Raw genomic sequence first — 25802 nt, 5'->3', positions numbered from 1 at the left:
TTCTCGTTCATCGGGTGACAGCCTCCTCCGAGGTGAGCAGGTCGAGCTCGTCTCGGCGCGGCATACCCTCCCAGTCGCCGGGGACCGTGCACGCGAAGGCACCCACGGTCGTCGCCGTTCGCAGCCGCTGGTCGATCGGTGCATCGACGAGCCGTTCGGACAGATAGCCGGCCACGAAACCGTCCCCTGCGCCGACCGAGTCGACCACGTCCACCGGCACTGCAGCGCAGACATATTCGATGCCTCGGGCCCGTACCAGTGCACCGCGGTCGCCGAGCTTGATGACGGCCTCGTCCGTGCCGAGCTCGCACAAACGTTCCGCCAACTCGGAGGCAGTGCCGTCACCGACGGCGATGGCTGCCTCCTCGGTACCGGCGAACACGATATCGGCCTGCTCGATGATCTGCCGATACACCGGTGCCGCTTCGGTTCTCGTCCACAGTGCCCGGCGATAGTTCAGGTCGAAAGACACCGCGATGCCGCGCTCGCGGGCTCGCTCGACGTAGAACAGCGTCGCTTTGCACGCCGTATCCGACAACGCCGGGGTGATTCCCGTGACGTGCAGCGCCCTGACTCCGTCCCAGAGCGTCTCCGGGATGTCACCGATGCGGAAGCGTGAGCCTGCACTCCCCGCTCGGTAGTACCAGACCCGAGTCGAAGTGGAAGTACGGCGTTCCTTCACCATCAGGCCGGTGGGTGCATCGGGGTCTCGAACGACGTGTGCGTCGAGTCGTTCGGCGTGCAGTTCCCTGGCCACCCGGTCACCCAGGCTGTCCGAACCCACTCGGCCCACCCAGGTGACCGGAACTCCCAACCGCCGCAGTGCTATTGCGAAATTCGTCTCGGCTCCTCCGATACCCAGCCGCATCGTCGAGACGTGTGCGAGTGGACCGGGGTCCTGGGCGGTGGTCAAAGCCATGGTTTCGCCGAAGGTCAGTACCGACACTGCAGATCAAGCCTTGACGAGTACAGGATCGGTGGCGTTGGCCGGATCGGTCAGGTCTCTGTCGCGGGTTTCCGGAGCGAACGACGCGGCCACGAGTACCGAGATCGCCATGATCATCATGTACACGGCGACGGGAACCCAGGAGCCGGAGAACGCGGTGATCAGAGCCGCGCACAGCAGCGGAGCGATGCCGCCGCCGAACACCGAGGCGAACTCGCGGCCCAATGTCACCCCGGCGTAACGGTATCGGGCTCCGAACATCTCCGGGAAGTAGCTCATCGTGACGCCGACTGCTCCCTGGCATGCCAGGATGAATCCGATGATCATCACCAGGGTGATCAACGTGTGCGAGCCGGTGTTCAGCGCCATGAAGGTCGGGACCGGCAGAACGACGAGCAGGCTGACGATGCCGATGTACACCGGCTTGCGACCCACCTTGTCCGAGAGCCATCCGAAGCCCCAGGCTGCGATGCCGCCACAGATAGCTCCGATCAGCAACACCTTCGGGATGAACGTGGGGTCCACGCCGACGTCGTTCTTCATGTACGAGGCCATGAACACCTGGTACGTGTAGGACTGTGCACTGATACCGACGGTCATGAACATGACGATGAACAGCGGCCGCTTTCCGTTGGCGAACACTTCCTTCACCGGTGCCTTCGGGCGCTCCTGGGCCGCCTTGAGCTCCTGGAAGACCGGAGACTCGTTGAGCTTGCGCCTGATGATGAACGCCGCAACGGTGACCAGAATGCTGCTGAGAAACACCATTCGCCAGCCCCAGGACATCAGTTGGTCATCGGGGAGCAACTGGGCCAGAATCCAGGCGATGGCTCCGAGCGCGGTGCCGAGTGCCGCTCCGGTCATGACGAGGGCAGCCAATCGGCCACGTTTGCCGATTTCCGCAGTCTCGGTGAGAAGTGTTGCGCCACCGGACTGTTCGGCTCCCGCTCCGAAGCCTTGGAAGAACCGACACAGTACCAGCAACACCGGGGCAAGTAGGCCAACCTGTTCGAATGTCGGCAGCAGCCCGATGGCCATCGTCGCTCCTCCCATCAGCATCAGGGTCGCCACGAGCACCCATTTGCGACCGAGCCGGTCACCGTAGCGAGAGAAGAACAGCCCGCCCAGCGGACGAGCAAGGAACCCGACGGCGTACGCGCTGAAACTGGCGATGATGCCCGCGGCCGGAGAGATGTTGGGAAAGAACAGTTTGTTGAAGATCAGCGCAGATGCCGTGCCGTAGATGACGAAATCGTACTGTTCGAGCGTGGTGCCGATGAGGCCGGCCCACGCCGCGCGTCGTACCGCGGTCGGATCATGCTTGGCCGGAGCGATTCTCGGAGAATCCGACGGTTCTGTGGTCGTGTCCATGGTTGTCCTCGGGTGAAGTTACGGCCTGAGCCGAACGAAGGAAGAAGGAAGGAGTCAGTCGAGTGTGGTCCGGGATGCTGTGACGACAGGGCGGGGCGAAGAACTCCCCGCTTCGACGGCTGCTGCCATCGGACCATGACGGACAACAGTATTCATCAAATCCGCTGTGCGTGTGATGAATTCGGGATATTCGGCCAGTTCGACGGGGAGGATGTCGCCACGTTCGAGAACCGATCGAACGACATCTTCACTGGACGCTGCCGAGGCGGCAAGTCCTGCCAATCGCGCACGTGCTGGGTCGGCCATCGCACGTGCGTGCGGGCCGGGATCGAAACCTTCGGGAGGGCACACGCAGCAGAGATACGCGGCCAGGGTCAACGAGAGATGTTGCGGTACAACGCCGTTGCGCAGGTGATACAGCACGGGGGTCGGGATTCTCTGCGCCAGCTTCGCCGAGCCGTCGGAACCGACCTGTGCCGTTCTGTGGCCCAGAGCGGAATTGGACCACCGTACGAACAGCTGAGCGATGTAGTCCTCGATGTCCACGTCGTCCGGAACGGGCACGGTGGGGAGGTATTCGTCGACGAGTACCGCTCGCGCCGCGGCCTCGACGAACGGCCGTCCGATCGAATCCGGGATGGTCGCGCGACCGTCCAGAGCGCCGAGATAAGCAATGAGAGAGTGCGTTCCGTTGAGCAGCCGCACCTTCATCAGCTCGTAGGGTTCGACGTGCCGAGCGAATACGGCACCGCCGGCCTCCCACCGCGGACGACCTGCGACGAAGTTGTCCTCCATCACCCACATCGTGAACGGCTCGGCCGGGACGGCGATGGTGTCCACTGCACCCAATCGGGCACTGGACTCTGCGTCGTACGACTCGCTGCTGGACGGGACGATGCGATCGACCATGGAGTTGGGGAACGTCACCGACGTCGCCAACCAATCGATCACGTCGTCGGCACCGCAGCGGGTGAGGAACTGGCGCACGAGAGCCGCCGTGCGGTCCCCGTTACCCAGCAGGTTGTCACAGCTGGCCACCGTGATCGGAGTTCCGTGACTTCGAGCCCGCACCGACAACGCTCGCGCGAGCTGTCCCACGGTCGTCGTCGGCGTGTCCGGCTGGGCCAGATCCTGCTGCACTGCAGTCGATTCGAGATCCAGTTCACCGGTCAGGGGCGAGAACGTGTAGCCGAGCTCGGTGACGGTGATCGTGACGATCCTGACGTCCGGGTCGGCAATGGCTCGGACGACGGCCGCGGGGTCGTGCGCGGCAACCATGACTCCGGTATGCGCTCCCGGCACACTCACGCGCGAGCCGGACGGAGAGATCTCTACGACCCCGTAGAGCAGGTCCTGCGCGAGCATGGCATCCGTGATCGCCCGAGATCTGTTGGCCACACCCAGAATTCCCCAGCGTCCGCCGTCCTGCGCCAGCGCGGCCGCGGTGTACACGGCCTGGTGTGCGCGGTGGAAGTTCCCCAGGCCCAGGTGCACGATTCCGGTTCCGTCCGGCCGCGTGGGGGCGAGCCCCGAGCCGGCGAGTGCCGAATGGGACAGTCTCGCTTCACTCATCTCGTCACCAATCCGTCATGGAACCGTCGAGGCGACGCGCAACCGGTAGATACGCGGGTTCGTACGGATACCTCGCCGCCAACGATTCGTCCATGTCCACGCCGAGGCCAGGCGCATCACCCGGGGTGAGATAGCCGTCTGCGAACGACCATGCGTGTGGGAACACTTCGTCGACCAGCGGGTCGTAGCCCATGAATTCCTGAATTCCGAAGTTGGGCGTCGCCATGCCCAGGTGCACACTCGCGGCGAGGGTGATCGGCGAGACATCGGACGGTCCGTGCGGCCCGCAGCGAACCTGGTGCACCTCGGCGAGCGAGAAGATCTTGCGCACATGACTGATGCCGCCGGCATGCGCGATGGCGACGCGAATGAAGTCGATCAGCTTCTCGGAGATCAGCTGCTGGCAGTCCCAGATGGTATTGAACACTTCACCGATGGCGAGCGGAGTCGTGGTGTGTTGGCGCACCAGCCGCAGGGCGCTCTGGTCCTCGGCGGTGGTGACGTCCTCGAGCCAGAACAGATCGACGTCCTCGAGCGACTTGCCCAGTCGCGCAGCCTGTTGCGGAGTCAATCGATGGTGCGCGTCGTGCAACAGTTTCAGTTCGGATCCGACGTGTTCACGTACCGCTGCCAGTACGCCGGGGACATGATTGAGGTAGGCGTCGGTATCCCACACTTCCTCGACCGGAAATGCACCGCGCCCAGCAGGTTCGTATCCCTGCGCCCCTCGGTGCACGCCGTACACCGAGTCGAGACCGGGAACTCCCGACTGGGCACGCACGGCGCGAAAGCCCTGTGCCCGACGCCGGTCGACCGAGTCGATCAGTTCCGCGGTGTCCCATCCGGTGGCATGGGTGTACGAGAGGATGCGATCCCGGACGGCTCCGCCCAGAAGTTGGAAGACCGGCTGCCCCAGCGATTTTCCCTTGATGTCCCACAGTGCGAGGTCGACTGCCCCGATCGCGGCCATCGTCACCGGTCCGCGTCGCCAGTAGACACCGCGGTAGAGGTACTGCCAGGTATCCTCGATGCGCGCCGGATCTCGGCCGATCAGCAACGGCGCGACGTGATCGCGTAGGTACGACGCCACCGCGAGTTCCCGGCCGTTCAACGTTGCGTCGCCGTAGCCCACGACGCCGTCCGCGGTGGTCACCTTGAGGGTGACGAAGTTGCGGGTGGGGCTGCAGACGATGACGTCGGCAGCGATGATCCTGTCGGTCACGAGATCACTGCCTCTGCCATGAAGTTCTTGCCGGCAACGAGATTGATCAGTGGTTCGTGCGCTGCGAGTCGACCGATGTTGGCGGTGATGTCGTCGACTCGGCCTTCGAAGGTTTCGCCGGTGATGCCGGACGAGTGGGGTGTCATCAGGATGTTCGGCAACGTGTGGAACGGATGCGGCGATGGTGCACCGACACCGTCCGCCGACGGGTAGTCGTACCAGACGTCGATGGCGGCTCCCCCGAGCGAACCGGTCGACAACGCCTCGAACAGCGCATCCTGTTGGACGAGTGGTCCGCGTCCGACGTTGATCAGGACCCCATCGGCTCCCAGGGCCGCAAGTTCCGTGGAGCCGATCATTCCGGTGGTGCGCTCGTTCAGTGGTGCGGATACCACCACGACGTCGGCCTCGGTCATCAGGTCGGAGAGGCGGTCCGTCGAGGCAGCCCAGGTCAATCCGTTCTCAGCGGCGTCGACCGAACCGCTGCCCGTGACCGCGATACCGGTGCAGCCGAATGCGCGCAGCAGTGCCCAGGACTGCGCGCCGATGTGGCCGAAGCCCACGAATCCGACTGTCGCCGAACCCAGTGAGCTGGACTGCCGAAGCGTCCGGTCGTAGACCGGCGACGCCCATCGGTCTTCCCGTAGTTGCCGGTCCTGTTCGAGGAATCGGCGGCGTAGCACAACCGCGGTGGCGGCAACGTACTCCGCGATCGACCGCTCGTGGTGAAAGGTGTTGGCCACCAGTGTCTGCGGGCTCAGGGCATCGAAGGCCACGCCGTCGGTGCCGGCTCCGGCGACGTGCACCAACCGCAGCTTGGGCGATGCTTCGGCCAGCGCAGCCGGGAACTTTCCGCCGACGTACACGGTCGCGTCGGCGACGTCGGCGGCAATCGCATCGACGTCGAAGTTCTCGTGCCACGACAGGGCGACGTCGGAGGAAATCCGATCCTCGAATCGGGCGCGATGGGGCAGCAGGTTCGAATCTGCGATGACGACCTTCACTTCGATTCGTCCTTTCCCGGAACGAGAGTGCGTGTGTGGACGGGGCCGGACGAGGCACGGACCACGAGTTGCGTGGGGAGATGGATGGTGCGCGCGGGCGAATCGGGCTCGGCTGCGCGTTGGAAGACCAGGTCGGAACTGACGAGACCGGCGCGGCCCATCGGCACGCTGATGCTCGTCAGAGCAGGATGCGCCAGTTCGGCAAGAGGTGAGTCGTCGATGCCGACGACGCTGAGATCCTCGGGAACCGCCAGGCCCATCGACCGGACTCCGTTCATGACTCCGATGGCCATGGGATCGTTGTGGGTCATGACCGCGGTGGCCCCCGTCGCGACGACGCTGGCGGCGGCGGCGTGACCACCCGCCAGGGTTTCCTGCTGCCAGCCCAGCACGACCAGCACGATTCCTCTTGCGGCACAGAACTGTTCGACGGCGTCGACACGTCGCGCGTTGGACCAGGATTGTGGCGATCCCTGGACGTACGCGAGGTGCGAGTGCCCCAGAGCTGCCAGGTAGTCCACGGCTTGCCGAATTCCGTCCTCCGAATCGGCGACGACGCAATCACATTCGTCCGAGGACCGGTTGACGAGCACGAGCGGGGTGTCGCCTGCCAACTGAACGATGTCCTCTGCGGGCAGGCGCGGCGCACAGACGATCAATGCGTCGACTCGCCCCTGCAACTCCCCGATCACCTCACGCTCACGGTCGGCGCTTCCGTCGGTGTCGGTCAGGACGATGGTCTGCCTGCGATGCCAGCCCTGGGCCTGGGCAGACTTGACGAAGCTTGCGAAGACGGTGTGGCCGATGTCGGGTACCACGACCGCGACGGTGGTCGCCGCAATGCGAGTGTCCGACGATCGACCCGAGGCGGCGACGTAGCCGATGTCGTCGGCGACCGCGATGATCCGGGCGAGTGTGTCGGCACCGATACGGTCGGGATTGCTGAACGCGCGCGATGCCGTCGACAGGGATACGCCTGCTTGCTGTGCCACCTGCGTGAGCGTTGGTGCCATGGTTCACCTCGGGGGTTCGTTGTGATGCTGAGCACAACGATTGCAGATATTGCGCAAACTTGTCAATACCTTGCACAACCCCTTCCGTGTCGACCGCGCGGCGGACTTTGACAGACTCCATGGACCGCTTCGTCGACGAGCAGGAGATTTCACGGTGCGTACATTCCCCCTCCCCCACACCGGAACAGAAGTCTCGAGCATCGTGCTGGGGTTCATGCGCATCACCGACGTGGACGACGCCCGGATCAGGAGGTTGGTGGACACTGCCCTCGATGTGGGCGTGACGGTGTTCGATCACGCGGATATCTACGGCGGTGCCCCGCACACGTGCGAGAAGCGATTCGGCGACGCGGTGACACTGACCCCGTCGCAGCGTGAGGCCATCAGCATTCAGAGCAAGGTCGGTATCCGCGACGGCTGGTTCGACTTCTCCGAAGAACACATCGTCACCACGGTCGAGGCGTCACTCGCAGCCCTCGGTGTCGATCACCTGGACACACTTCTGCTGCACCGACCGGACGCCCTCGTCGAGCCGGAGGACGTCGCAGCAGCGTTCGATCACCTGCACGAGTCTGGCAAGGTCCTGGGCTTCGGCGTCTCCAATCACACACCCGGCCAGATCGAGTTACTGAAAACCGCTGTGAAACAACCAATTCTCTTCGATCAAGTACAGCTGAGCATCGTGCACTCGCCGTTGATCGCGTCGGGGCTGACCGCCAACATGGGCACCGAGGATCAGTCGATCGACCGCGACAACGGTCTGCTGGACTACGCGAGAACGCGCGGCATCACCCTGCAGGCATGGTCACCGTTCCAGAGCGGGACGTCCTCCGGTGTGTTCGTGGGTGACCGCGAGAACTACCCCGAACTCAACGTGGCGCTCGACGAGATCGCCGACGTACACGGCTCCACCCCGTCGGCAGTGGCAACGGCCTGGATCACCCGGCACCCGGCCGACATCCAGGTAGTGCTCGGCACCACGAACCCCGATCGAGTCGTCGAGGCCGCCGGCGGTTCCGATCTACGCCTGACCAGGCAGGAGTGGTACCGCCTGTTCCGGACGGCAGGCCACACACTGCCCTGAACGATGCTCAGCGCCGTCACATCTGCCGTTACCTCTTCGTTACCGACTAGCTATCGATCCGTGATGATCAGTCTTCGATTCGGTGACGTTGCGCTGTCAGGATTACTGCACGGCATGCAACGGAACCTGTAGCCCTCGGGTTCCACCCAGCGCATGTCGGTCGTTAGGCCATCCGAACTGAGAGGTTCGCACCGTGACTGTCACCGACCACTTCGATTCCCGCTTCGCAACCGCCGAGACCGCCTATGCTCGCTTCTCGATCGGTATCGAGTCCTACTCGCCTCGCCTGACGGTGGTTCGTGCCGGCGGCGAACTCGATTTGACATCGCGCTTCAGCTTGGCTGGGGAACTCGACGAGGCGCTGCGCGGTGAATCGGTCGTGCTGCTGGACTTGTCGGCGGTGTCGTTCATGTACTCGGGCGCAGCGAGCGTGATCATCGACGCTGCCGCTCGCGCGGCAGACCGCCTCGAGATCTTCGCTCCGACGCGGCCCGCACGCATGGTCCTCGACGCGCTGGGTTTGGCGACGATCGTCGACGATCCTCGCGCAGCCTGACCTGTCGAGGTTTACCAGTTCGTCGTTTCGGTGACCCTGGGCTGACATGGACTCACAAACGGCTGCGGCCGTGAGTCGTCTCCACTGAACCGAAGCGGCTCGTTCGACTTGCCGCGTGGAGCATTTCACGCACACCGAGGCAAGGATCGACAATGTCCGACCAGTTCAGCAAGTCCGACCCGACCACCGCATTTTCGATGCCCGACCGGGCCGAGCAAGGTCGCCTCGAGCACCCGGGACTGACCCGCGACATGGTCTCCACTCCCGATCACGGCGAGAATTCCTACCGTGGATCGGATCGACTGCACGGCCGCAAAGCACTGATCACCGGCGGCGACTCGGGTATCGGCCGTGCTGTTGCACTTGCATTCGCACGCGAGGGTGCCGACGTGGTCATCGCACACCTCGAATCCGAAGGTCCGGACGCGCAGACCACTGTCGACCTCATCGAAGGAGCGGGGCGCGCCGGTAGAGCCATCGCCTGCGATCTCACCGACGAGTCCCAGTGCGTGCAGCTGGTCGACACCGCCTCCGAGGTCCTCGGCGGGCTCGACATCGTCGTCAACAACGCCACTTTCCAAATGGCTCAGATGGGCGGCATCGCCGATATCACCACCGAGCAGTTCGATCGGGTACTCAAGACCAACCTGTACGCCTTGTTCTGGATCTCCAAACGCGCTGCCGAAATCATGGACGCAGGATCGACGATCATCAACACGACCTCGATTCAGGCATCGAATCCCTCTCCGGAACTGCTGGACTACGCGACGACCAAGGCAGGAATCGTGGCCTTCACCAAAGGCCTCGCCGGCGATCTTGCAGAGCGTGGCATCCGTGTCAATGCTGTTGCACCCGGACCGATCTGGACGCCGCTCATTCCCGCGACGATGCCGGCCGAGAAGTACGAGAAGTTCGGTGAGACCGTACCGCTCGGACGCCCGGGCCAGCCCGCGGAGTTGGCTCCGTCCTATGTGTTCCTGGCATCGAACGAGTCGAGCTACATCACCGGCGAGACCATCGCCGTCACCGGCGGAACGCCGTTCAACTGACCCCGCCGGCGTCCTTGGATTCACGCCACGCCAGAAGAACACCGCTCCCCTCGGGGCGTCGCCACGGCAGGAACAGCGCAACAGCGATCGCGCACGTCATGGCAGCCGCGACGGTGACAAACGACGCGAGCTGGAAGCCCTCCAACGAGGCCGCCTTCATCGCGTAGATCAGGTCGGCCTTCTGCGTCGCAAAGATCGGGTTCGTGGGTGCTTTCACGATCTCCATGACGCTGACGACGGTCTCGCGAGCGAACGCCTTCTGATACGGCTCCATGATCGCGTCGGGAATCGCATCGATCTTCGGACTCACCTGTGCGGTGTAGACCGATGCGACGATCGACCCGAGCACGGCAACTCCGAGAGTTCCGCCGATCTCGCGGGTGGTGTCGTTCACCGCGGATCCTGCACCTGCCTCGTCGAGCGTCACCGAGGACATGATCGACTCGGTGGCAGGGCCCTGCACGATCGCCAAGCCGAGGCCCATCAGAACCATCGAGACGAGAACCGGCCCCAGATAGGGCGTTTCGACCTTCACCTGCCCTGCGATGAACATGCCGATGCTCATCACCACCAAACCGAAGACGATCACGGCCGTGGTTCCGATGCGTTGGGCGATGATCGTCGCCAGCGGCGCACCGATTGCGATGGATATCGCGAAGGGCAGCGAGTGGACACCGAACTGCAGTGGGGTCAACTCCATCACACCCTGGAAATACTGGGTGATCATGAACAGGAAGCCGAACATACTGAAGTACGCCACGGCAATTGCCAAGGCGGGCAGTGAGAATCGCCGGTTCCGAAACAGGTTCAGATCCAGCACCGGAGACGGTGTTCGCAGCTCCCACCAGACGAATGCGACGATGGCAGCCGATCCTGCCAGGTAGGCTCCGATGCTCGTAGCAGACAACCAACCGTTGTGTGGCGCTTCGATGATCGCCCAGACCAACACCGTGATGCCCGCCAACGACAGCGCGATGCCCAGAGGATCGTACTTACCGACGTGCTCTGCTTTCGACTCCGGCACGCAAGCCAGCGCAGCCACCAGAACGAGCAGTGCCACAGGGACATTGATCCAGAACACCGAGTGCCACGAGAAATGCTCGAGCAGGAATCCGCCCGCCGTCGGGCCGATGGCGATGGCGAACCCGGCCATGGCAGTCCAGGCCGCGATGGCCAGCGCTCGCTCCTTGGCGTCGGTGAAGATGTTGATGATCAGGGCAAGGGTCGCCGGAAACACCGCGGCCGCACACACACCCATAGCTGCTCGGGCCGCGATCACCTGTCCGAGATCGGCGGCCACAGCACCGCCCACCGACATCACCGCGATACCTGTCAGTCCGAAAATCATGACCTTCTTGCGGCCGTAGCGATCGCCGAGGTGCCCGAACGCCAACAGCAATCCAGCGAACGTCAAGGTGTAGGCGTCGACCACCCACTGCAATCCGCTCATCTCGGCACGCAGCTGCAGCCCCATCGAGGGCAGGGCGACATTGACGACGGTGTTGTCCAGCACGACGAGCAGCTCGGCCGCGCAGATGACGATCAGCGCGAGGTATCGCCGACGAAATTGCGGCACATCCGCCAGATGACGGGAGGTGGTGGGTGACGACATCGGATTTCCTTCCACTATGACGATCGGCATAGTTATTGAAGGAAAGTTAGCTGTAACTGTCAGTTATAGCAATACCGGCCGCCCATCCTGACCGACGTCAGCGGCCGGCCGACGCCTCCAGTACCGCCTCCAGCAGGGCCGACAACTCCCCCTCGGTCCGATCCAACGCCGCCGTGGAGCGCTGCGCCTTGGCCATGATCAGCGCACCTTCGATAGCGGCGATCGCGAACGTCGCCAACGAGTACGACCGCTCGCGAGTCAATCCGCGCTGCCACAGCGACGCCGCGATCACGTCCTCCCAGGACGAGAAGGACTCACCTGCCGCGGCCACCGCCTGCGGCGCATGCAACCCCTCGAGCGCAGCAGGCGCGACAGGACAGCCCGCCACGAAATCCGTGGCCAGCAGTTCGCCGCGGAATCCGTCCAGAATCGCCCGCACGGTCGCAGACGGACCGGCCGAAGCCAGGCCGGCCGAGATCATGGCGCTCATCGCGGCGCCCGCAGTACGGGTCGCCTCTTCCACCAACTGAGGTTTGCCGCCCGGAAAGTGGTGATAGATCGAGCCGCGCGGTGCGCCCGCGTGATCGATGACGTCCGCCAGCGAGGTCGCGTCGACACCGCGTCGACGAAACAGGTGTGCGGCGCTGCGCAACATGTCGTCCCGAGCACTGCTTCGATTCGCCATCCCAACCCCTCCCGAGGACGCCACAATGATTGACGTGACGACTCGTTACATCTACAGTCCCTCTGTAGCTATGTTGTCCATCATAGCTGGAGCCGCCGTCCAGGAACCGGAGAAACGCCATGTCCCCTGACACCGACGTGATCGACCTGAGCAGCCCGCTCACCCTCGCCTGCGGGCAGATCCTGCCGAATCGCGTGATGAAGGCAGCTCTCAGCGAAGGACTGTCCACCGCCGAGCACGGCCCGGACTCGCGCCTCGAAACCCTGTACCGCCGTTGGGGTGCCGGCGGCTACGGCCTGGTGGTGACCGGCAACGTGATGGTCGACCGGTCCCATCTCGGCGAACCGGGCAATGTCGTCATCGAAGACGACCGCGACCGCGATGCGCTGGCCCGCTGGGCGAAAGCGACGTCCGACGGCGGTGCACCCATCTGGATGCAGCTCAATCACCCCGGTCGACAGGCCAATCCGCTCGTCACCCGCACCAAGCCCGTTGCGCCATCCGCCATCGCACCCAACATCCCGGGGATTCCGGCACCTCGGGCGTTGAGCGAGAACGAGATCCACGACATCATCGGTCGATTCGCCACCGCGGCGGCTGTGGCCGAGACGGCCGGCTTCGACGGCGTCCAGATCCACGGGGCGCACGGCTACCTGGTGTCGCAGTTCCTGTCGCCGCTGTCCAATCGACGCGAAGACGCCTGGGGCGGCGACCTCGACGGACGGATGCGATTCGTGCTCGAAATCGTCCGCGCAATCAGAGCGGCGGTGTCCCCGAGTTTCGCAGTGGGAATCAAACTGAATTCGGCGGACTTCCAACGCGGCGGGTTCAGCGAGGAAGAATCACGCATCACCGTCGAGCATCTCGTTCGGGAATCCATAGATCTCATCGAAATCAGCGGTGGCAGTTACGAATCACCGGCGATGATGGGCACCGCGAGCACCCGCGATCGCGAGGCGTACTTCCTGGAGTACGCGCGGACGGTGCGAGACGCGGCCGCAAGCGTGCCACTGGCGGTCACCGGCGGCTTCCGTACCCGCTCGGTGATGAATGCGGCAGTGCAATCGGGTGAGTGCGACATGGTGGGCCTCGGCCGTCCGACCGCCCTCACCCCTGCCGTCGCGAACTCTCTGGTCGACGGCACTCTCGACCGGGTCGAATCGCCGCGCGTGGCTCTGCGCGTCCCGTCGAAATCCAGTGCGTTCAAGCAGATCAACGGCGCTCTCGATCTGCAGTGGCACACCGACCAGTTACAGCTCATCGGTGCTGGGCGGCAACCGAATTCGAGCCGTCCGGCATGGAAGACTGCGGCTACGATGATGCAGCGCAACGGCTGGGACGCGTTCCGCAATCGCCGGGGCTCCGCTCGGGTCGAGACATCTGCCTCCGCGACGAAGTTTCGCCGCGAGCGCTGGATCGGCAAGCACATCGCGAATCCGGTCGTCAACGGACTCACGTCGATCGGCGTCCGAACCTCCCTGGTCACCGATATCGAGACCGTCGGCCGCAAGTCCGGCCTGCGCAGGCAGGTACCGGTGTCGGCAGTGTTCGACGAGACCGGAGCCTGGCTGATCTCCCAGCACGGAACCCGATCCGGTTGGGGAGCCAACATCACCGACGAACCCAGAATCAGAATTCGTGTGGGCAGCCGATGGCGTACCGGCACAGCAACGTTCGTTCCCGACGACGACGTCGCGCTCCGAGCGCGATCCTTCTCGAACAATCCGGTGCTCGGACGCCTCATCGGCGCGGGCTTCCGAGCGCTCCAGACCGACCCGGTGTCGGTGCGAGTCGAGTACGACGATTGACCGACTCTTCACCATTCACTTAGGTTTGGTTTACTTAAGTTGTGAAGACACTCCCCCGCTTGCACGTCGTCCTCGGCGCGGTCCTTGTTGCATCCCTGCTCTCGTCCTGCGGCGTCGACACCGAACCGGCGACGTCGGACTCGGCGACCCATTCGGTCACCACGCAGTTCGGCACCGTCGAGGTACCGGATCGAATCGAGTCGGTCGTCGTGATCGACGGACGACGCGACCTGGACATCGCCCTGGCGTTCGACCTACCCATCGTCGGGATGCCGGTGGAAACCGAGGCTCCACCTGAAATTCCCGGCCCGCTGACCGAGCCCACCAGGATGCTGCTCGCAGACGGAGTGCCCGAGCTGTATCCGCGAAACACCGTCGACCTCGAGGCCGTCGCACGCGTCGATCCCGACCTGATCATCGGCCGCGACGAGGTGATCGAAGAAATCTACGACCAGTTGAGTGCTATCGCGCCGGTGTTGCCGGTGGGCTCCACCGGAACCGGAGTCAGCTGGCAGCAGGACGTGGCAACGATCGGCGCGGCACTGAATCTGCAGGACCGAGCCCGAGCAGTTGTCGACGAATACACTACTCGCGTCGACGAACTCACGACGCAGTACGCCGATGCCATCGCCGACACCACCGTCCTGCCTATCAGTACATCGGAGGAAGGTGGGATCTCGATAGGACGTGACCGGGTGACGTCGATCGCGCTCGAGGATGTGGGAGCCCGCTTCGGCTCCGCGTGGAGCGCAGCCGCTCCGGAGATCGAGTACGGACCGGAGAACGTCACCGCCGCATCCGACGCAGTGGCAATGATTGCCGCCATCACGTCCGAAGAGGACTTGCAGGCGATGAACGCCAACCCGCTCTGGGCCGGATTACCGGCTGTTCGCGGCGACCGCATCGTCCGGACGGACAAGTTCACCAACGACGGGGGTCCGCTGACCGCGCTGTGGACCCTCGGCTTGGTCGAGAGGCTCTACACCCCGAGTTGATCGACGGCGGGCGTCCGACACCCGTCGGACGGCACCGCTTGCACTTCCTCCATACGACAAGTGACACAGGACACAATTGTGCCGACTATGGGTTCATGACCAATTTCCCCACTCTCGACCCCGAACTCGCCGCTGCCGTCACGATGCTTCCGAGTGTCGATTTCGGCGACCTTCCCGCAGCACGATCGACCTTCACCGCACTTGTCGACGCCATGCTCGCCGACCTATCCATGGACGGAGTTTCCCTGCGCGAGCTCGCCGTCCCTGGACTCGACGGTGCACCGGACGTCGTCGTTCGATTCTTCACACCGGAGCACGTCGACGGACCGTTACCCGTGCTGGTGTGGATCCACGGCGGCGGATTCGCCATTGGGACAGCCGCGTCCAGCGATCCCTACTGCGTGGACGTCGTCCGTGAACTCGGTTTCGCAGTAGCCAACGTCGAGTACCGGCTCGCCCCCGAGACCCGGTTCCCCGGGCCGCTCGACGACTGCTACGCGGCGCTGGCGTACATCCACTCTCATGCGGACGAACTGGGCGTGGACCCGGACAGAATCGCGGTGGGCGGTCAGAGCGCCGGTGGCGGCCTGGCGGCAGGAACGGTGCTGCGGGCTCGAGACGAGGGCGTGGTGCCGGTGGCGTTCCAATTGCTCGAGATTCCCGAACTCGACGACCGACTGCATACCGTGTCGATGACGGAATTCGTCGACACACCGATGTGGCACCGGCCCAACGCGATTCTGTCGTGGCAGTACTACCTGGGCGAGTCGTACAGCGGACCGGACGACCCGAACGTCTCGATCTACGCCGCTCCGGCTCGTGCGACCGATCTGGCCGGACTCCCACCGACGTACGTCTCGACCATGGAGCTCGATCCGCTTCGTGACGAGGGCATCGACTATGCGGTGCGGTTGCTGCAGGCAGGCGTGAGCGTCGAATTGCATTCGTTCCCCGGCACTTTCCACGGATCCGCGCTATTGGCAACAGCAGAGGTGAGCAAGCGCGGACATGCGGAAGCGTTGGACGCCCTGCGTAGGGGCTTGCGCCTTCGCGTACCCGCCTCGTAGCGTCGCTTCATGCAAGGACTGATGTACCGGCTCGCGGAGCTCGATGCCGACTCCGCGGGCCTGGTGCGCGTGATCGACTATTTCGACGCACTGATCAGACACGGCGCCGACACCACCGCGATGCTCCGCGCCAGCGCTGCTCTCGCCGATTGCGTGGTCGGAATCGACGTCGTCGGCACGTCCGGCGGACACCGCCAGCGTGCGCGGTGCGATCCGAAGGGCCGCTGGCTGACTCAGGCCGCGGGCGAGCGGTCGGCAGCCAAAGACGTTGTCGTCGACGACGTGGTGATGGGCTCGGTGTGGATCGAGCGCGCAGGTCCCGCGCTCGCTCTCGACGACATGCTCGTCGATCGAATGGCCCTGACCGCAGCCGTCATTCTGGTACCACGGCACAGTCCGTCCGCTGCCGAACACACCCGTTCGGTGTTGTTCCCTGTCGACGACATCGCACTGCTGAGCTCGCTGACCGCCTTGCACATCGAACCGACCGACCGAGTGAGAGTGGCCGTGGCAGCCGCGGACTCACCGCCGGGACCTGCCTCGCCGACGGCCGGTCGGTCGGTGCCGATCACGGTCGACGACCACGTCCTCTACCTCCTGACGGACGAACCGCCCGCACCGCCGGTCGGCTGCTGCCATCTGGGTGTCTCCCTTGCCCTGCGCGCCGACGATCTCCATCGACACCTCGGGAATGCTCGATTCGCCCTGGCGCAGGCAAGTGAGTACCGACCCGTCGTGATCGCCGATCGGCTCGGTGCACTGAACCTGCTGGACAGGGGAAGTTCGTTGACACTCAGCGACGTTCCCGACCTCGTGCGCGCGAACGAACTGCGCGCCACGCCTCACGGCCGGGAGTTGCTCGGCACGCTTCGCGCGTACCTGGGATCCGGAAGCCTTCGGGCGACAGCAGACCGAACGCACCTGCACCACAGCAGCGTGGCGCACCGACTTGCGAAGGTCTCCGAAGCAGTGGGGTACCCGGTCGATTCGATCGAACACCGTGCCCGCGCGACCGCAATGATGATGGTGCTCGACGGCAGCGACACCGCAGTCGCATAATCAGTCGATGGAACCGACGCCCACGGGCACGCTGCGCAGCACCGACACCGGCTTCGCTCTCGAGCTGACCAGGACCATCGCCGCTCCGCGCGAGGACGTGTGGGCCAGCATCACCGAATCGTCGCGAACGGCAAGGTGGTTCGGGCCGTGGGAGCGCATCTCGGATAACACCGTTCGCGTCACGATGCGGTTCGAGGAGGGCGAGCCTGCATCGGACATGGCGATCGAAGCGTGCGAGCCGCCCGGCCGGCTTGCCGTGCGAACGCTCGACGTGATGCAGTGGCCGCTCGAGGTTCGCCTCGACGACAGGGACGGCTCGACGGTCGTCGTTCTGGTGCACAGTTGCGAGAGCACGGACGGTCTGGGCGACATCGGTCCCGGCTGGGAGTACTACCTGGATATGCTCGTCGCATCCAGGGACGACGCCCCGCTGCCGAGTTTCGACGACTACTACCCGTCGCTGCAGGAGTACTACGCGTCGCTTCGCCCGCAGTGAATCAGTGACTGCGTAGCGCGTCGATGAGCTCTTCCTTGTTCAGCTTCGAGTAGCCCTCGAGACCCAATTCCCTGGCTCGGTCGGTCAATTCGTCGACCGTCCAGTCCTCGTAGGATCCGGATTCTCCGCCCTTCTTGCCGACCTGGTCTCGCCCCTTCTTCGCTGCGGCATTCGAGATGCGGGCGGCTTTCTCCTTCGAGTTTCCGTCCTCGCGCAATTTCTCGTAGAGATCCTGGTCCTTGAGCTGTGGTTGATCGTCGTTGGTCGGCATACCGGCCCTCCGTTCCGTCGATAGTGCTCGTACAGCTACCCGCTTCGCCCCCGGGCAAACACGGACGCTTCCCTCGTTGTGAGCTAGAACAACAGAAAATGGGTACGTTCGGGATATGCCATACCTGGAACGATTCGACGACGTATTCGTGCTGAACCTCGGCAGTCGAGGTGTGGACGATACCGAGAACCGCATCAGCCCGAACTGGGTTGCCGAGATCAACGCGCTTCTGGACGAAATCGAGACCGGAACGGGTCCTGCTGCGCTGGTCACGACGGCGACGGGAAAGTTCTTCTCCACGGGAGTCGATCTGTCCTGGGGTGCCGAGAACCTCGACCAGATCAACCGATTCATCGGGACGGTGCAGGAGATGTTGGTGCGCTTCCTGACATTTCCTATGCAAACCGTCGCGGCAATGCAGGGACACACCTACGGTGGTGCCGCGTTCTTCGTGATGGCGCACGACTACCGGATCATGCGATCCGATCGCGGATTTCTCTGCTTCCCCGGCGTGAACATCGGTGCGACGTACAGCCCGGGAACCGTCGACATGGTGCGTGCCAGGTTGGCTCCACATGCGTTCCACGAGGCTCTGACGACCGGCCGCCGGTACGGCGGTGGCGAGGCCAAGGCGCTCGGCCTGGTCGACGCGGTCTCGACGCAGGAGCGGGTGCGCGAGGACGCCATCGCGCGCGCAGCCGAGTTGGCCGGCACCCGCGGTGACGTCCTGGGCGAGATCAAACGCACCATGTACTCGGCCGAGATCCGTTCTCTTCTGACGCCTGTCGCAGGCGTCGACGAAATGGAATGGGCCTCGAACTGACCGAGCCGCCAGCGCAGCGCTAACTTCCTGCGACCAGAGGAGCGACCTCGGTGCCGAGGAGTTCGATCCCGCGCAACAGGTCACTGTGCGCCAGTCGCGGATTGGTCATCTGCAACGACAGCCGGTCCACACCTCCCAGTTGATCGCTCACTCGCAGGATCTTGTCCGCCACCGTCTTCGGATCTCCCATGAAGAACGCACCGTTGGGACCGGAGGTGGCATCGAACTGCTGCCGGCTGGGCCGAGCGAATCCACGTTCCCGAGAGATCTTGGTGAACATCTCGTTCCAGCCGGGGTAGATGGTGTCGGCTGCGGCCGTCGTGGTCTCGGCGACGAAGCCGAACACATGCAGGCCCACCTTCAGCTGCTCCGGCGGATGGCCCGCCTGCGCTCCAGCGCGACGGTACAGATCGACGAGCGGGGCGAACTGTCGAGGTTCTCCGCCGATGATGGCAATCATCAGAGGGAGCCCGAGAAGCCCTGCGCGAGCGAAGGATTCAGGCGTTCCACCGACGCCGACCCAGATCGGCAACGGATCCTGCAGCGGACGCGGGTAGATACCCTGGCGGGTCAGCGCCGGGCGGTGCCGACCGGACCAGGTGACCTCGACGTTGTCGCGGATCTGCAGCAGGAGGTCGAGCTTCTCGGCGAAGAGCGAGTCGTAATCGGCCAGGTCGAGGCCGAACAGCGGGAAGGATTCGGTGAAGGATCCACGTCCCACGACCAGGTCGATCCGGCCCTTGGAGATCAGATCCAGGGTGGCGAACTCCTGGAACACCCGTACCGGATCGTCTGCGCTGAGCACCTTGACTGCGCTGCCGAGTCGGATGTTCTCGGTGCGCGCGGCTGCCGCGGCAAGAATGATCGACGGAGCCGAATCGTAGTACTCGCTGCGGTGATGCTCGCCGATGCCGAACGAGTAGAGCCCGACCTGATCCGCGAGGGCGATCTCTTCCAGCAGGTGACCCATTCGCTCCTCGGGAGCGATCACCCGGCCGTCGGTCGGATCGGTCACGGAAGAGACGAAGCTGTCTACGCCCAGATGCATGGTGGGACCTTTCGATTCGGGTTGGTCGACTCCATCAGCATCGGTGAAGATTCAATTATTCCGATCTGCGTCGAGCCGGCGACTACTCACCCCATCGTTTCAGCTCGTCCGCCGCGTAGTACATCTGCTGGGAAGCGCCGAAGCGAACGAGCAACTGTTGCTTGTCCTCGTAGAACCAGACCACGGTTCCGTACATACCTGCCATGGGCCCGGTCAGCGGTGTGACTCCGTCGCCTACCTCGAATCCGTCCATCCCTGCACCGTACCGACCGAGGGTGCCGAAATCGGACACTCACCGTTCGGCTTATCGCTGTCCGCGCTTGCGTGCGCGCCGTTCCTCCAGCTTTCGCTTGCCGTAGCCCCATGTGATGCGGCCGAGACCCTCGAAGAGTCGGCTGGAGAGACTTCTGCGGTTGCTCATGGTGTGGCCTCGTTTCCAGTGGTGATCATGTTCTGTCGGTCCGCTATCGGAAGCAGCAGGCTTTCCGGTACGCCCTGCACCTGGTAGCTGTTGAAAGTGAGTCGAATCGAAGGCGAGCAAGCGCACATCGGTCACGGGTGATCTACGTCACTTACTACCTGTTGCGCGTCGCATCACGCCCGCGCGACAAGTCGATCGATCCATCCGATCACCTCGGGGTAAACAGCGACATTCGTGGCCGTGTGGTCGAACTCCGGAACGAGCTCGGTTCCGAAATCGAACTCGCGGACGGTGATGTCCACGGCACCCGCGGCGCGCCAACGCTGCGCGAGCAGTCGGCTCTGCTCGATCTCGACGGACGCGTCGTGGACGCCGTGCACGATCATCACGGGCGCGACGGGCGCGGTGAACCCGACGGTGTTCGCCACGGTCAGTGACCCCAGCACGGGCCCGGTCATCAGTTCTCCCAGGGACGAGCCGTCAGCAGTCAGATCCTCGGATCGCAGCGGTCCGTACGCGAGCGCGTCGGTGGTACAGAAGTTTTGTGCCGCGTCGAGAGCCGCGCGTCCGCGATCGTTGAAGAGGGCGCGGATCCGGTCGGCGAGATCGGGGTGTGCGCCGATCAGACCGTCGATCGTGTACAGCATCGTCGCGGCCCATGCGGAGCCGTCCTGGCCTTCGACGCGGACCACCGGATCGGTCGGAGCGGCACCGACGAAGGCCCCGACCACGGACAACTCGGGCGCGTAGGTGGATGCGAGCTCTGCGGCGGCGGCCGATGCGACGCCGCCCGCCGAGTATCCGTAGAGCACGACGGGCGCGCCGGTCTCATGTGCTGCGGCCCGTGCCGCGTCCAGCAGTGCACGGGCGCCGGCGACCCGGCCCAGGAACTCGTACTCACCCGGGGTTCCGAGCCCTTGGTAGTCCGTCGTGACCACCTGGTACCCCTGCGCCAGCAGTGGGAGCAGTGCCGGCATCGTGGTTGTCAGTCCCTGCTCGGTCGACCCCGAGCAACGATCGGCAACCCCGTAACTTCCTGGCGCATAGGCGATCACGGGCCGGGGTCCGGCACCGTCCCACGCCCGAGTCGGTGTCACCAGAAGCCCCGACACCGCCACCGCACGATCGCGGGGATCGGCCGATCGATACAGAATGCGTTCGGTGCGTGCTCCCAGGAGGTCGAGCTGCGGCACTGGTTCTCGGCGCACGATGGACCCGGGTGCATACGCCTCCAGGCCGACGACGGGCGCTCCGTAGAAATCGGCAGCGACGGGAGCCGCCGAGACGGGTGCGACCGACTGGACACAGAACCCGGCAAGAACGAACAGGGCGAGGGTGACGACACGGAGCTTCATGGCGCGAGCAAGTATGCCGCCCGAAGTGCGGATCCGCATTCCGCGATCCGTGAAGGCCTGGCGTGGATCTGGTTCGAGACCCACCGATGGATCGAACTCGGGACAGCGCAGCTCGACAAGACCCGGTGGCGTCACCCTCGGCGTCACCGGACTGGGTCACGACGCCGGATTCGTCGACGACCGAACCTGCTGTCGGTCACCTCGTGCTCGGGGCACGCGAGCACCGTCGCCGATATTCCGACGGCGTACATCCGAACTCGGATCGGAACACTTTCGCCATGTGCGCGGAATCCGAGTAACCCCAGTACACAGCCAACGACGCTATCGACCGCCGCGGATCTCCCGTCGTGAGGTCGTGGCTGCAGGCTTGCAGACGCCTTCTTCGGACGACCGCGCCGAAGGTCGTGCCCGACTGTTCGAATGCGGCGTGCAACGTGCGAACGGACACGTCGAGGGCACGGGCCGCGTCGGCCGCCGATACCTGACCGACCGGCAAGTGGGCGTCGATATAGGCAGCCGCAGCGACTCGGCGCATTTCACCGTCGGACACACTGCCGTCCGACGCCGATCGCTGGGCTCCGGCAAGCGCGGCGCGAACTGTGCTGACGTGCGCAGTTCCGAGCATGTGACGTTCGGCCACGGAGCCCAGGTCGTCGCGTGATTGCCAGGTCGACACCATGAACGAACGCGCCACGTGCGCGCTGCCGTGTTCGCCGTCGAACGTCGTCGCAGTCGGCGCTCGTGACGGATCTCCGATCAGGTCTGCCACGGACTCGCGGGGAATGCGAAACGACAACACCCTCCACAGCTCCGAGGAGTCGTCGGGTTCGACGAATTCCAAGCTGTACGGACGGGTGGAGTCGACGACGGCGAATTCACCGCGCGAGACGACGCATCGACGACCGTCTTGTTCGGTCAGACAACGGCCGTCGATCTGCAGGTTGACGAACACCACGTCCTCGGGACTCCGCGAGACCTCCAGTTCACCGTGCGTGACCTGCTGGGTGCACGATGCGATCTCCGCCGCCTGCAGTGCGCCGATGCGCGACGAGCGGACCCAGCCGGGAAGACCCGAGCTGATCCGGCTCCGCCCGACGTGATCGCGAGACCGCAACGGAATCAACGGCGTGAAGGCCTGGCACAACACATCCGTCCAGTAACCGACTTGGTCGGCCGGTCCGAGCTCTTCCGTGGACCAGAAATCAGTCATTCGCGCTCCGAGATCCCTTGTCGTGTTCGTCGAATCACACCCAACCCCACACTCGGCAAACGCACTGGCGAACGGTGGATGACTGCAGGGATCTACCGAAAAGACTGCAGCGAGGTCCAAGACACGCCACGAGGGGTTGCAGCACGCTTGCACCGGTGTGACCCGTCACACATCGACTACCACCCATGACCCTTCAGGGAGAACAGATGTCGTTGAGCTTCGAACTCAGTCCCGATCAGCTGGCCGTCCGAACCCAGGCGCGGCAGGTCGCCGACGAAGTCCTGTCTCAGGTGGCCGGTGCCACCGACGCGCTCGCGAAACCCGAGGAACGGTTCTATGCGTTGCTGCCGGTCTACAAGCAGCTGGTGGGGATGGGCTTCTTGAAAGCACTGGTGCCGAACGAGTACGGAGGCGCGTACTTCGACAACCTGACCTTCGCCCTGGCCGCCGAGGAACTGGCGCGGGTCGACATCAACGTGCCCTCGGCGTTGTTGGCCACCGGACTGGGACTCAATCCGATCATCAACTTCGGCACCGAAGAGCAGAAGCGACGCTGGCTGCCGTCGTTCTGCGGCGACGAACCACGCCTCGCCGCGATCGCCTACACGGAAGTCACCGGAGGCGCGAACTACGACTCCCCCGATCCCGACTCCGGCATTCGGACCTTCGCGCAGCGCGACGGGGACCACTGGGTGATCAACGGAGCGAAGCACTACACCACCAACGGGTCGGGATGGGATGGCCTCGGTTCCGACCTGATCAGCGTCGTGTGTCGAACAGATCCGAGTTTGCCGCCCAGCGAATCCCTGGCCGTGATCGTTGTCGAACGCGGCACCCCGGGCGTCTCGGTGACCGGAATGATCGACACCATCGGGCACCGCGCAACGAATTCGCCACGCATCGAGTTCACGGACGTACGCGTGCCCGTCGACAACATGATCGGCAAGCCCGGAGATGGACTCGAGATCGTAGCGACGGCGTTCTCGTGGACTTGTTCCACCATCGGCGCAGCTTGTGTGGGCCGTATGCGTGCAGCATTCGACTACGCGTATCACTTCACCAAGACCGACCATCGGTCCGGCCCCGTTCCGGTCATCGACTACCAGAATGCCGGTTACATGCTGGCCGACATCAAGACACGGATCGAAGCAGTGCGCTATTTCTCGTGGAAAGCCGCAGATCACTTCGATCGCACGGGTGGCAAGGACCGCGAAATGGCCAACGGGGTCAAGATCTTCGCTTCCGAGACGGCAGTTCAGGTGGTCTACGACGCAATGCGTCTGGTGGGTGTGGATGCGTACACCAATCTGACCCCGATCGCCGCGATCATGGAAGACGTCCTGTGCTTCCCGGTCTACGACGGCGGCAACATGGGCGTTCGACGACGCAACTTGCACAAGCTGCTGAAGGACCCGACTTTCGACCCGCTGGCCGCTGCGGAGAACCGACTCAGCACCACGCCGGCATAGCACCGTTCGCGCCTCGATCTCCATATCACCGCGCCCAACCCATTCTTGCGGTTGATGAATCGACTCAAACCCTGAAATTCGAGTGTGAGGAATACAGATGACAGCATCACCTATCGCGGTACCGACAACGGTCACGGACTTCTTGAGCCGACCGGTGAATCACCTGATCGACGGAGCGGACGCACCCTCTCGATCACACGAGCAATTCCTGACATTCAACCCGTCCGATGGTGCCGAACTCGCCCACGTCGCCCTCGGTGGCGTGGCCGAGGTCGATCGAGCCGTGGCTGCGGCCAGAGAGGCCCTCGACGGCCCGTGGGGCCGAATGAGCGGGTCCGAACGAAGCAAGATCATCTGGCGCGTAGGCGAACTCATCGAACAGAAGGCCGAGGACTTCGCGATCCTCGAAGCGCTCGACAGCGGCAAACCCGCAACCTACGCACGCGCGGTCGACATCCCTCTCGCCATCGATTGGTTCCGCTACTTCGCCGGGTGGACAACCAAAATCGAGGGGACCACCATCCCGGTGTCAGCGGTAGCGACTCCCGGGAACTATCTCGCTTACACCGTCCGTGAGCCCATCGGTGTGGTCGCCGCAGTCATCGCGTGGAATTTCCCGCTCATGCTCGCTGCATGGAAACTTGCTCCCGCTCTGGCAGCCGGTAACACGGTGGTGTTGAAACCGGCAGAACAAACACCGCTCACCGCAACACTTCTCGGCGAGATTCTGCGAGAAGCCGGAATTCCGGACGGCGTTGTCAACATCGTCCACGGATACGGCCACGATGTCGGCAACGCACTGGCCGCCCATCCCGGTGTCGACAAGATCTCGTTCACCGGATCCACCGAAGTCGGTAAGAGCATCATCAACGCCGCTCGGGGCAATCTCAAGAAGGTCACTCTCGAGTTGGGCGGAAAGTCGCCCAACGTGATCTGCGCTGATGCAGATCTGGACGCGGCCATCGCGGGCGCGGCGAATGCGATCTTCTTCAATCAGGGTGAGGCATGCGAGGCGGGTTCACGACTGTTCGTCGAGGAGGCTGTCTACGACCGCGTCGTCGAGGGCATCTCCGCCGCTGCAGCTCAGCTCACCGTCGGTGACAGCCTCTCCCCCGACTCTCAGATCGGGCCCCTGGTTTCGCAGCGACAGCTCGACCGCGTACTGGGTTATCTGGGCAGCGGAGAGGCCGAGGGGGCGACAACGGTGACCGGCGGCAAACGGAAAGGAACAGTGGGGTACTTCGTCGAACCCACGGTGCTCACGGACGTCAAGCCATCGATGAAAGTCGTGACCGACGAGATATTCGGCCCCGTTGTAGCCGTCTCGTCCTTCTCCGACCACGGCGAGCTCATGAAGGCCGCCAACGACACGGATTACGGTCTCGCGGCGGCGGTGTGGACCTCGGATTTGTCCAAGGCGCACAATATCGCCGCCGGATTCAAGGCCGGCACGGTGTGGATCAACAGCTACCACGTTCTCGATCCTGCGCTCCCGTTCGGGGGCTACAAACAGTCGGGTTGGGGCCGCGAACACGGTTCGTCGGTCTTCGAGGCATACACCGAGACGAAAACCGTGATCATCAACAGGGGCTGACCACGCAATCGACTTCGACAGCAACACAACCTTTTCGGGGCTCTCGACACCGAGGCGGACGGGCAGATCCGC

Annotated in this window: 24 protein-coding genes; 11 read left to right on the top strand and 13 right to left on the bottom strand. The window is 64.1% G+C overall.

Features of this window, described 5'->3' with window-relative positions:
* Window positions 1-7 precede the first annotated feature (7 nt).
* From CH273_RS24720 to CH273_RS24695, 6 genes are read right to left on the bottom strand one after another with little or no spacing between them, the layout of a single operon-like run.
* Window positions 8-946: a sugar kinase gene (locus CH273_RS24720; protein WP_032394634.1), complete on the bottom strand. Its 939-nt coding sequence runs from the start codon at window positions 944-946 to the stop codon at window positions 8-10.
* 6 nt (window positions 947-952) lie between these two features.
* Window positions 953-2317, bottom strand: coding sequence for an MFS transporter (locus CH273_RS24715; RefSeq protein ID WP_032394635.1), 1365 nt, complete (start codon window positions 2315-2317; stop codon window positions 953-955).
* Window positions 2318-2371: 54 nt separating this feature from the next.
* Entirely contained in the window at window positions 2372-3889 is a 1518-nt protein-coding gene (locus tag CH273_RS24710) for a mannitol dehydrogenase family protein (protein WP_032394636.1), read from the bottom strand.
* 4 nt (window positions 3890-3893) lie between these two features.
* Window positions 3894-5111: a D-mannonate dehydratase ManD gene (gene manD, locus CH273_RS24705; RefSeq protein ID WP_032394637.1), complete on the bottom strand. Its 1218-nt coding sequence runs from the start codon at window positions 5109-5111 to the stop codon at window positions 3894-3896.
* On the bottom strand, window positions 5108-6115 hold the full coding sequence (locus CH273_RS24700) for a 2-hydroxyacid dehydrogenase (protein ID WP_052049354.1): 1008 nt from the start codon (window positions 6113-6115) through the stop codon (window positions 5108-5110). Before CH273_RS24700 ends, manD begins: the two co-directional genes overlap by 4 nt.
* A complete protein-coding gene (locus CH273_RS24695) occupies window positions 6112-7128 on the bottom strand; it encodes a LacI family DNA-binding transcriptional regulator (protein WP_032394638.1) in 1017 nt (338 codons plus the stop codon). The genes CH273_RS24700 and CH273_RS24695 overlap by 4 nt, the downstream gene beginning before the upstream one ends.
* 154 nt (window positions 7129-7282) lie before the next feature.
* On the opposite strand from CH273_RS24695, the gene CH273_RS24690 reads away from it, so the two are divergent.
* From CH273_RS24690 to CH273_RS24680, 3 genes are all read left to right on the top strand, one after another.
* Entirely contained in the window at window positions 7283-8212 is a 930-nt protein-coding gene (locus CH273_RS24690; protein ID WP_032394639.1) for an aldo/keto reductase, read from the top strand.
* Between the two features lie 193 nt (window positions 8213-8405).
* The gene (locus CH273_RS24685) at window positions 8406-8768 is read left to right on the top strand and encodes an STAS domain-containing protein (protein WP_032394640.1); all 363 of its coding nucleotides are present in this window, start codon (window positions 8406-8408) and stop codon (window positions 8766-8768) included.
* A 152-nt stretch (window positions 8769-8920) separates the two neighbouring features.
* Complete coding sequence (locus tag CH273_RS24680) at window positions 8921-9817, top strand: glucose 1-dehydrogenase (protein ID WP_032394641.1); 897 nt, start codon at window positions 8921-8923, stop codon at window positions 9815-9817.
* Here the strand turns inward: CH273_RS24680 and CH273_RS24675 are convergent.
* Entirely contained in the window at window positions 9810-11429 is a 1620-nt protein-coding gene (locus CH273_RS24675) for an MFS transporter (protein WP_052049355.1), read from the bottom strand. The genes CH273_RS24680 and CH273_RS24675 overlap by 8 nt on opposite strands.
* Window positions 11430-11526: 97 nt before the next feature.
* On the bottom strand, window positions 11527-12114 hold the full coding sequence (locus tag CH273_RS24670) for a TetR/AcrR family transcriptional regulator (protein ID WP_230596667.1): 588 nt from the start codon (window positions 12112-12114) through the stop codon (window positions 11527-11529).
* A gap of 119 nt (window positions 12115-12233) precedes the next feature.
* Between CH273_RS24670 and CH273_RS24665 the strand changes: the two genes are divergently transcribed.
* The 5 genes from CH273_RS24665 to CH273_RS24645 all read left to right on the top strand — a co-directional run bounded on the left by CH273_RS24665 (window position 12234) and on the right by CH273_RS24645 (window position 17539).
* Window positions 12234-13922 carry a nitroreductase family deazaflavin-dependent oxidoreductase gene (locus CH273_RS24665; RefSeq protein ID WP_032394643.1) on the top strand — a complete coding sequence of 563 codons (1689 nt, stop codon included), beginning with the start codon at window positions 12234-12236 and terminating at the stop codon, window positions 13920-13922.
* Between the two features lie 41 nt (window positions 13923-13963).
* On the top strand, window positions 13964-14917 hold the full coding sequence (locus tag CH273_RS24660) for an ABC transporter substrate-binding protein (protein ID WP_230596668.1): 954 nt from the start codon (window positions 13964-13966) through the stop codon (window positions 14915-14917).
* A gap of 95 nt (window positions 14918-15012) precedes the next feature.
* A complete protein-coding gene (locus CH273_RS24655; protein ID WP_032394644.1) occupies window positions 15013-15984 on the top strand; it encodes an alpha/beta hydrolase in 972 nt (323 codons plus the stop codon).
* A 9-nt stretch (window positions 15985-15993) separates the two neighbouring features.
* Window positions 15994-17043: a helix-turn-helix domain-containing protein gene (locus CH273_RS24650; protein WP_230596670.1), complete on the top strand. Its 1050-nt coding sequence runs from the start codon at window positions 15994-15996 to the stop codon at window positions 17041-17043.
* A gap of 7 nt (window positions 17044-17050) precedes the next feature.
* Complete coding sequence (locus CH273_RS24645) at window positions 17051-17539, top strand: SRPBCC domain-containing protein (RefSeq protein ID WP_032394646.1); 489 nt, start codon at window positions 17051-17053, stop codon at window positions 17537-17539.
* Window position 17540: 1 nt separating this feature from the next.
* On the opposite strand, the gene CH273_RS24640 is transcribed toward CH273_RS24645, so the two are convergent.
* Window positions 17541-17810 (bottom strand): DUF7218 family protein, encoded by a 270-nt coding sequence (locus CH273_RS24640; RefSeq protein WP_032394647.1) that lies wholly within the window; start codon window positions 17808-17810, stop codon window positions 17541-17543.
* 115 nt (window positions 17811-17925) lie between these two features.
* Here CH273_RS24640 and CH273_RS24635 point away from each other — a divergent pair, with 115 nt between their 5' ends.
* The gene (locus tag CH273_RS24635) at window positions 17926-18633 is read left to right on the top strand and encodes an enoyl-CoA hydratase-related protein (RefSeq protein WP_032394648.1); all 708 of its coding nucleotides are present in this window, start codon (window positions 17926-17928) and stop codon (window positions 18631-18633) included.
* Window positions 18634-18652: 19 nt separating this feature from the next.
* Here CH273_RS24635 and CH273_RS24630 read toward each other — a convergent pair whose 3' ends face one another.
* The 4 genes from CH273_RS24630 to CH273_RS24615 form a co-directional block, all read right to left on the bottom strand.
* Window positions 18653-19681: an LLM class flavin-dependent oxidoreductase gene (locus tag CH273_RS24630; RefSeq protein ID WP_032394649.1), complete on the bottom strand. Its 1029-nt coding sequence runs from the start codon at window positions 19679-19681 to the stop codon at window positions 18653-18655.
* A gap of 82 nt (window positions 19682-19763) precedes the next feature.
* Entirely contained in the window at window positions 19764-19934 is a 171-nt protein-coding gene (locus tag CH273_RS27850; RefSeq protein WP_155290791.1) for a KOW domain-containing RNA-binding protein, read from the bottom strand.
* 341 nt (window positions 19935-20275) lie between these two features.
* A complete protein-coding gene (locus CH273_RS24620; protein ID WP_143546267.1) occupies window positions 20276-21496 on the bottom strand; it encodes a lipase family protein in 1221 nt (406 codons plus the stop codon).
* Window positions 21497-21653: 157 nt separating this feature from the next.
* Entirely contained in the window at window positions 21654-22667 is a 1014-nt protein-coding gene (locus tag CH273_RS24615; RefSeq protein WP_052049357.1) for a helix-turn-helix domain-containing protein, read from the bottom strand.
* 185 nt (window positions 22668-22852) lie between these two features.
* On the opposite strand from CH273_RS24615, the gene CH273_RS24610 reads away from it, so the two are divergent.
* Window positions 22853-24136 (top strand): acyl-CoA dehydrogenase family protein, encoded by a 1284-nt coding sequence (locus CH273_RS24610; RefSeq protein ID WP_230596672.1) that lies wholly within the window; start codon window positions 22853-22855, stop codon window positions 24134-24136.
* 97 nt (window positions 24137-24233) lie between these two features.
* Entirely contained in the window at window positions 24234-25730 is a 1497-nt protein-coding gene (locus tag CH273_RS24605; protein WP_032394651.1) for an aldehyde dehydrogenase family protein, read from the top strand.
* The last annotated feature ends 72 nt before the right edge of the window (window positions 25731-25802 follow it).

Source organism: Rhodococcus sp. 05-339-2 (assembly GCF_002258965.1).
Taxonomy (GTDB): Bacteria; Actinomycetota; Actinomycetes; order Mycobacteriales; family Mycobacteriaceae; genus Rhodococcoides.
Note: the sequence above shows the minus strand (reverse complement) of the source record. Positions and strands in the feature narration are given on the sequence as shown.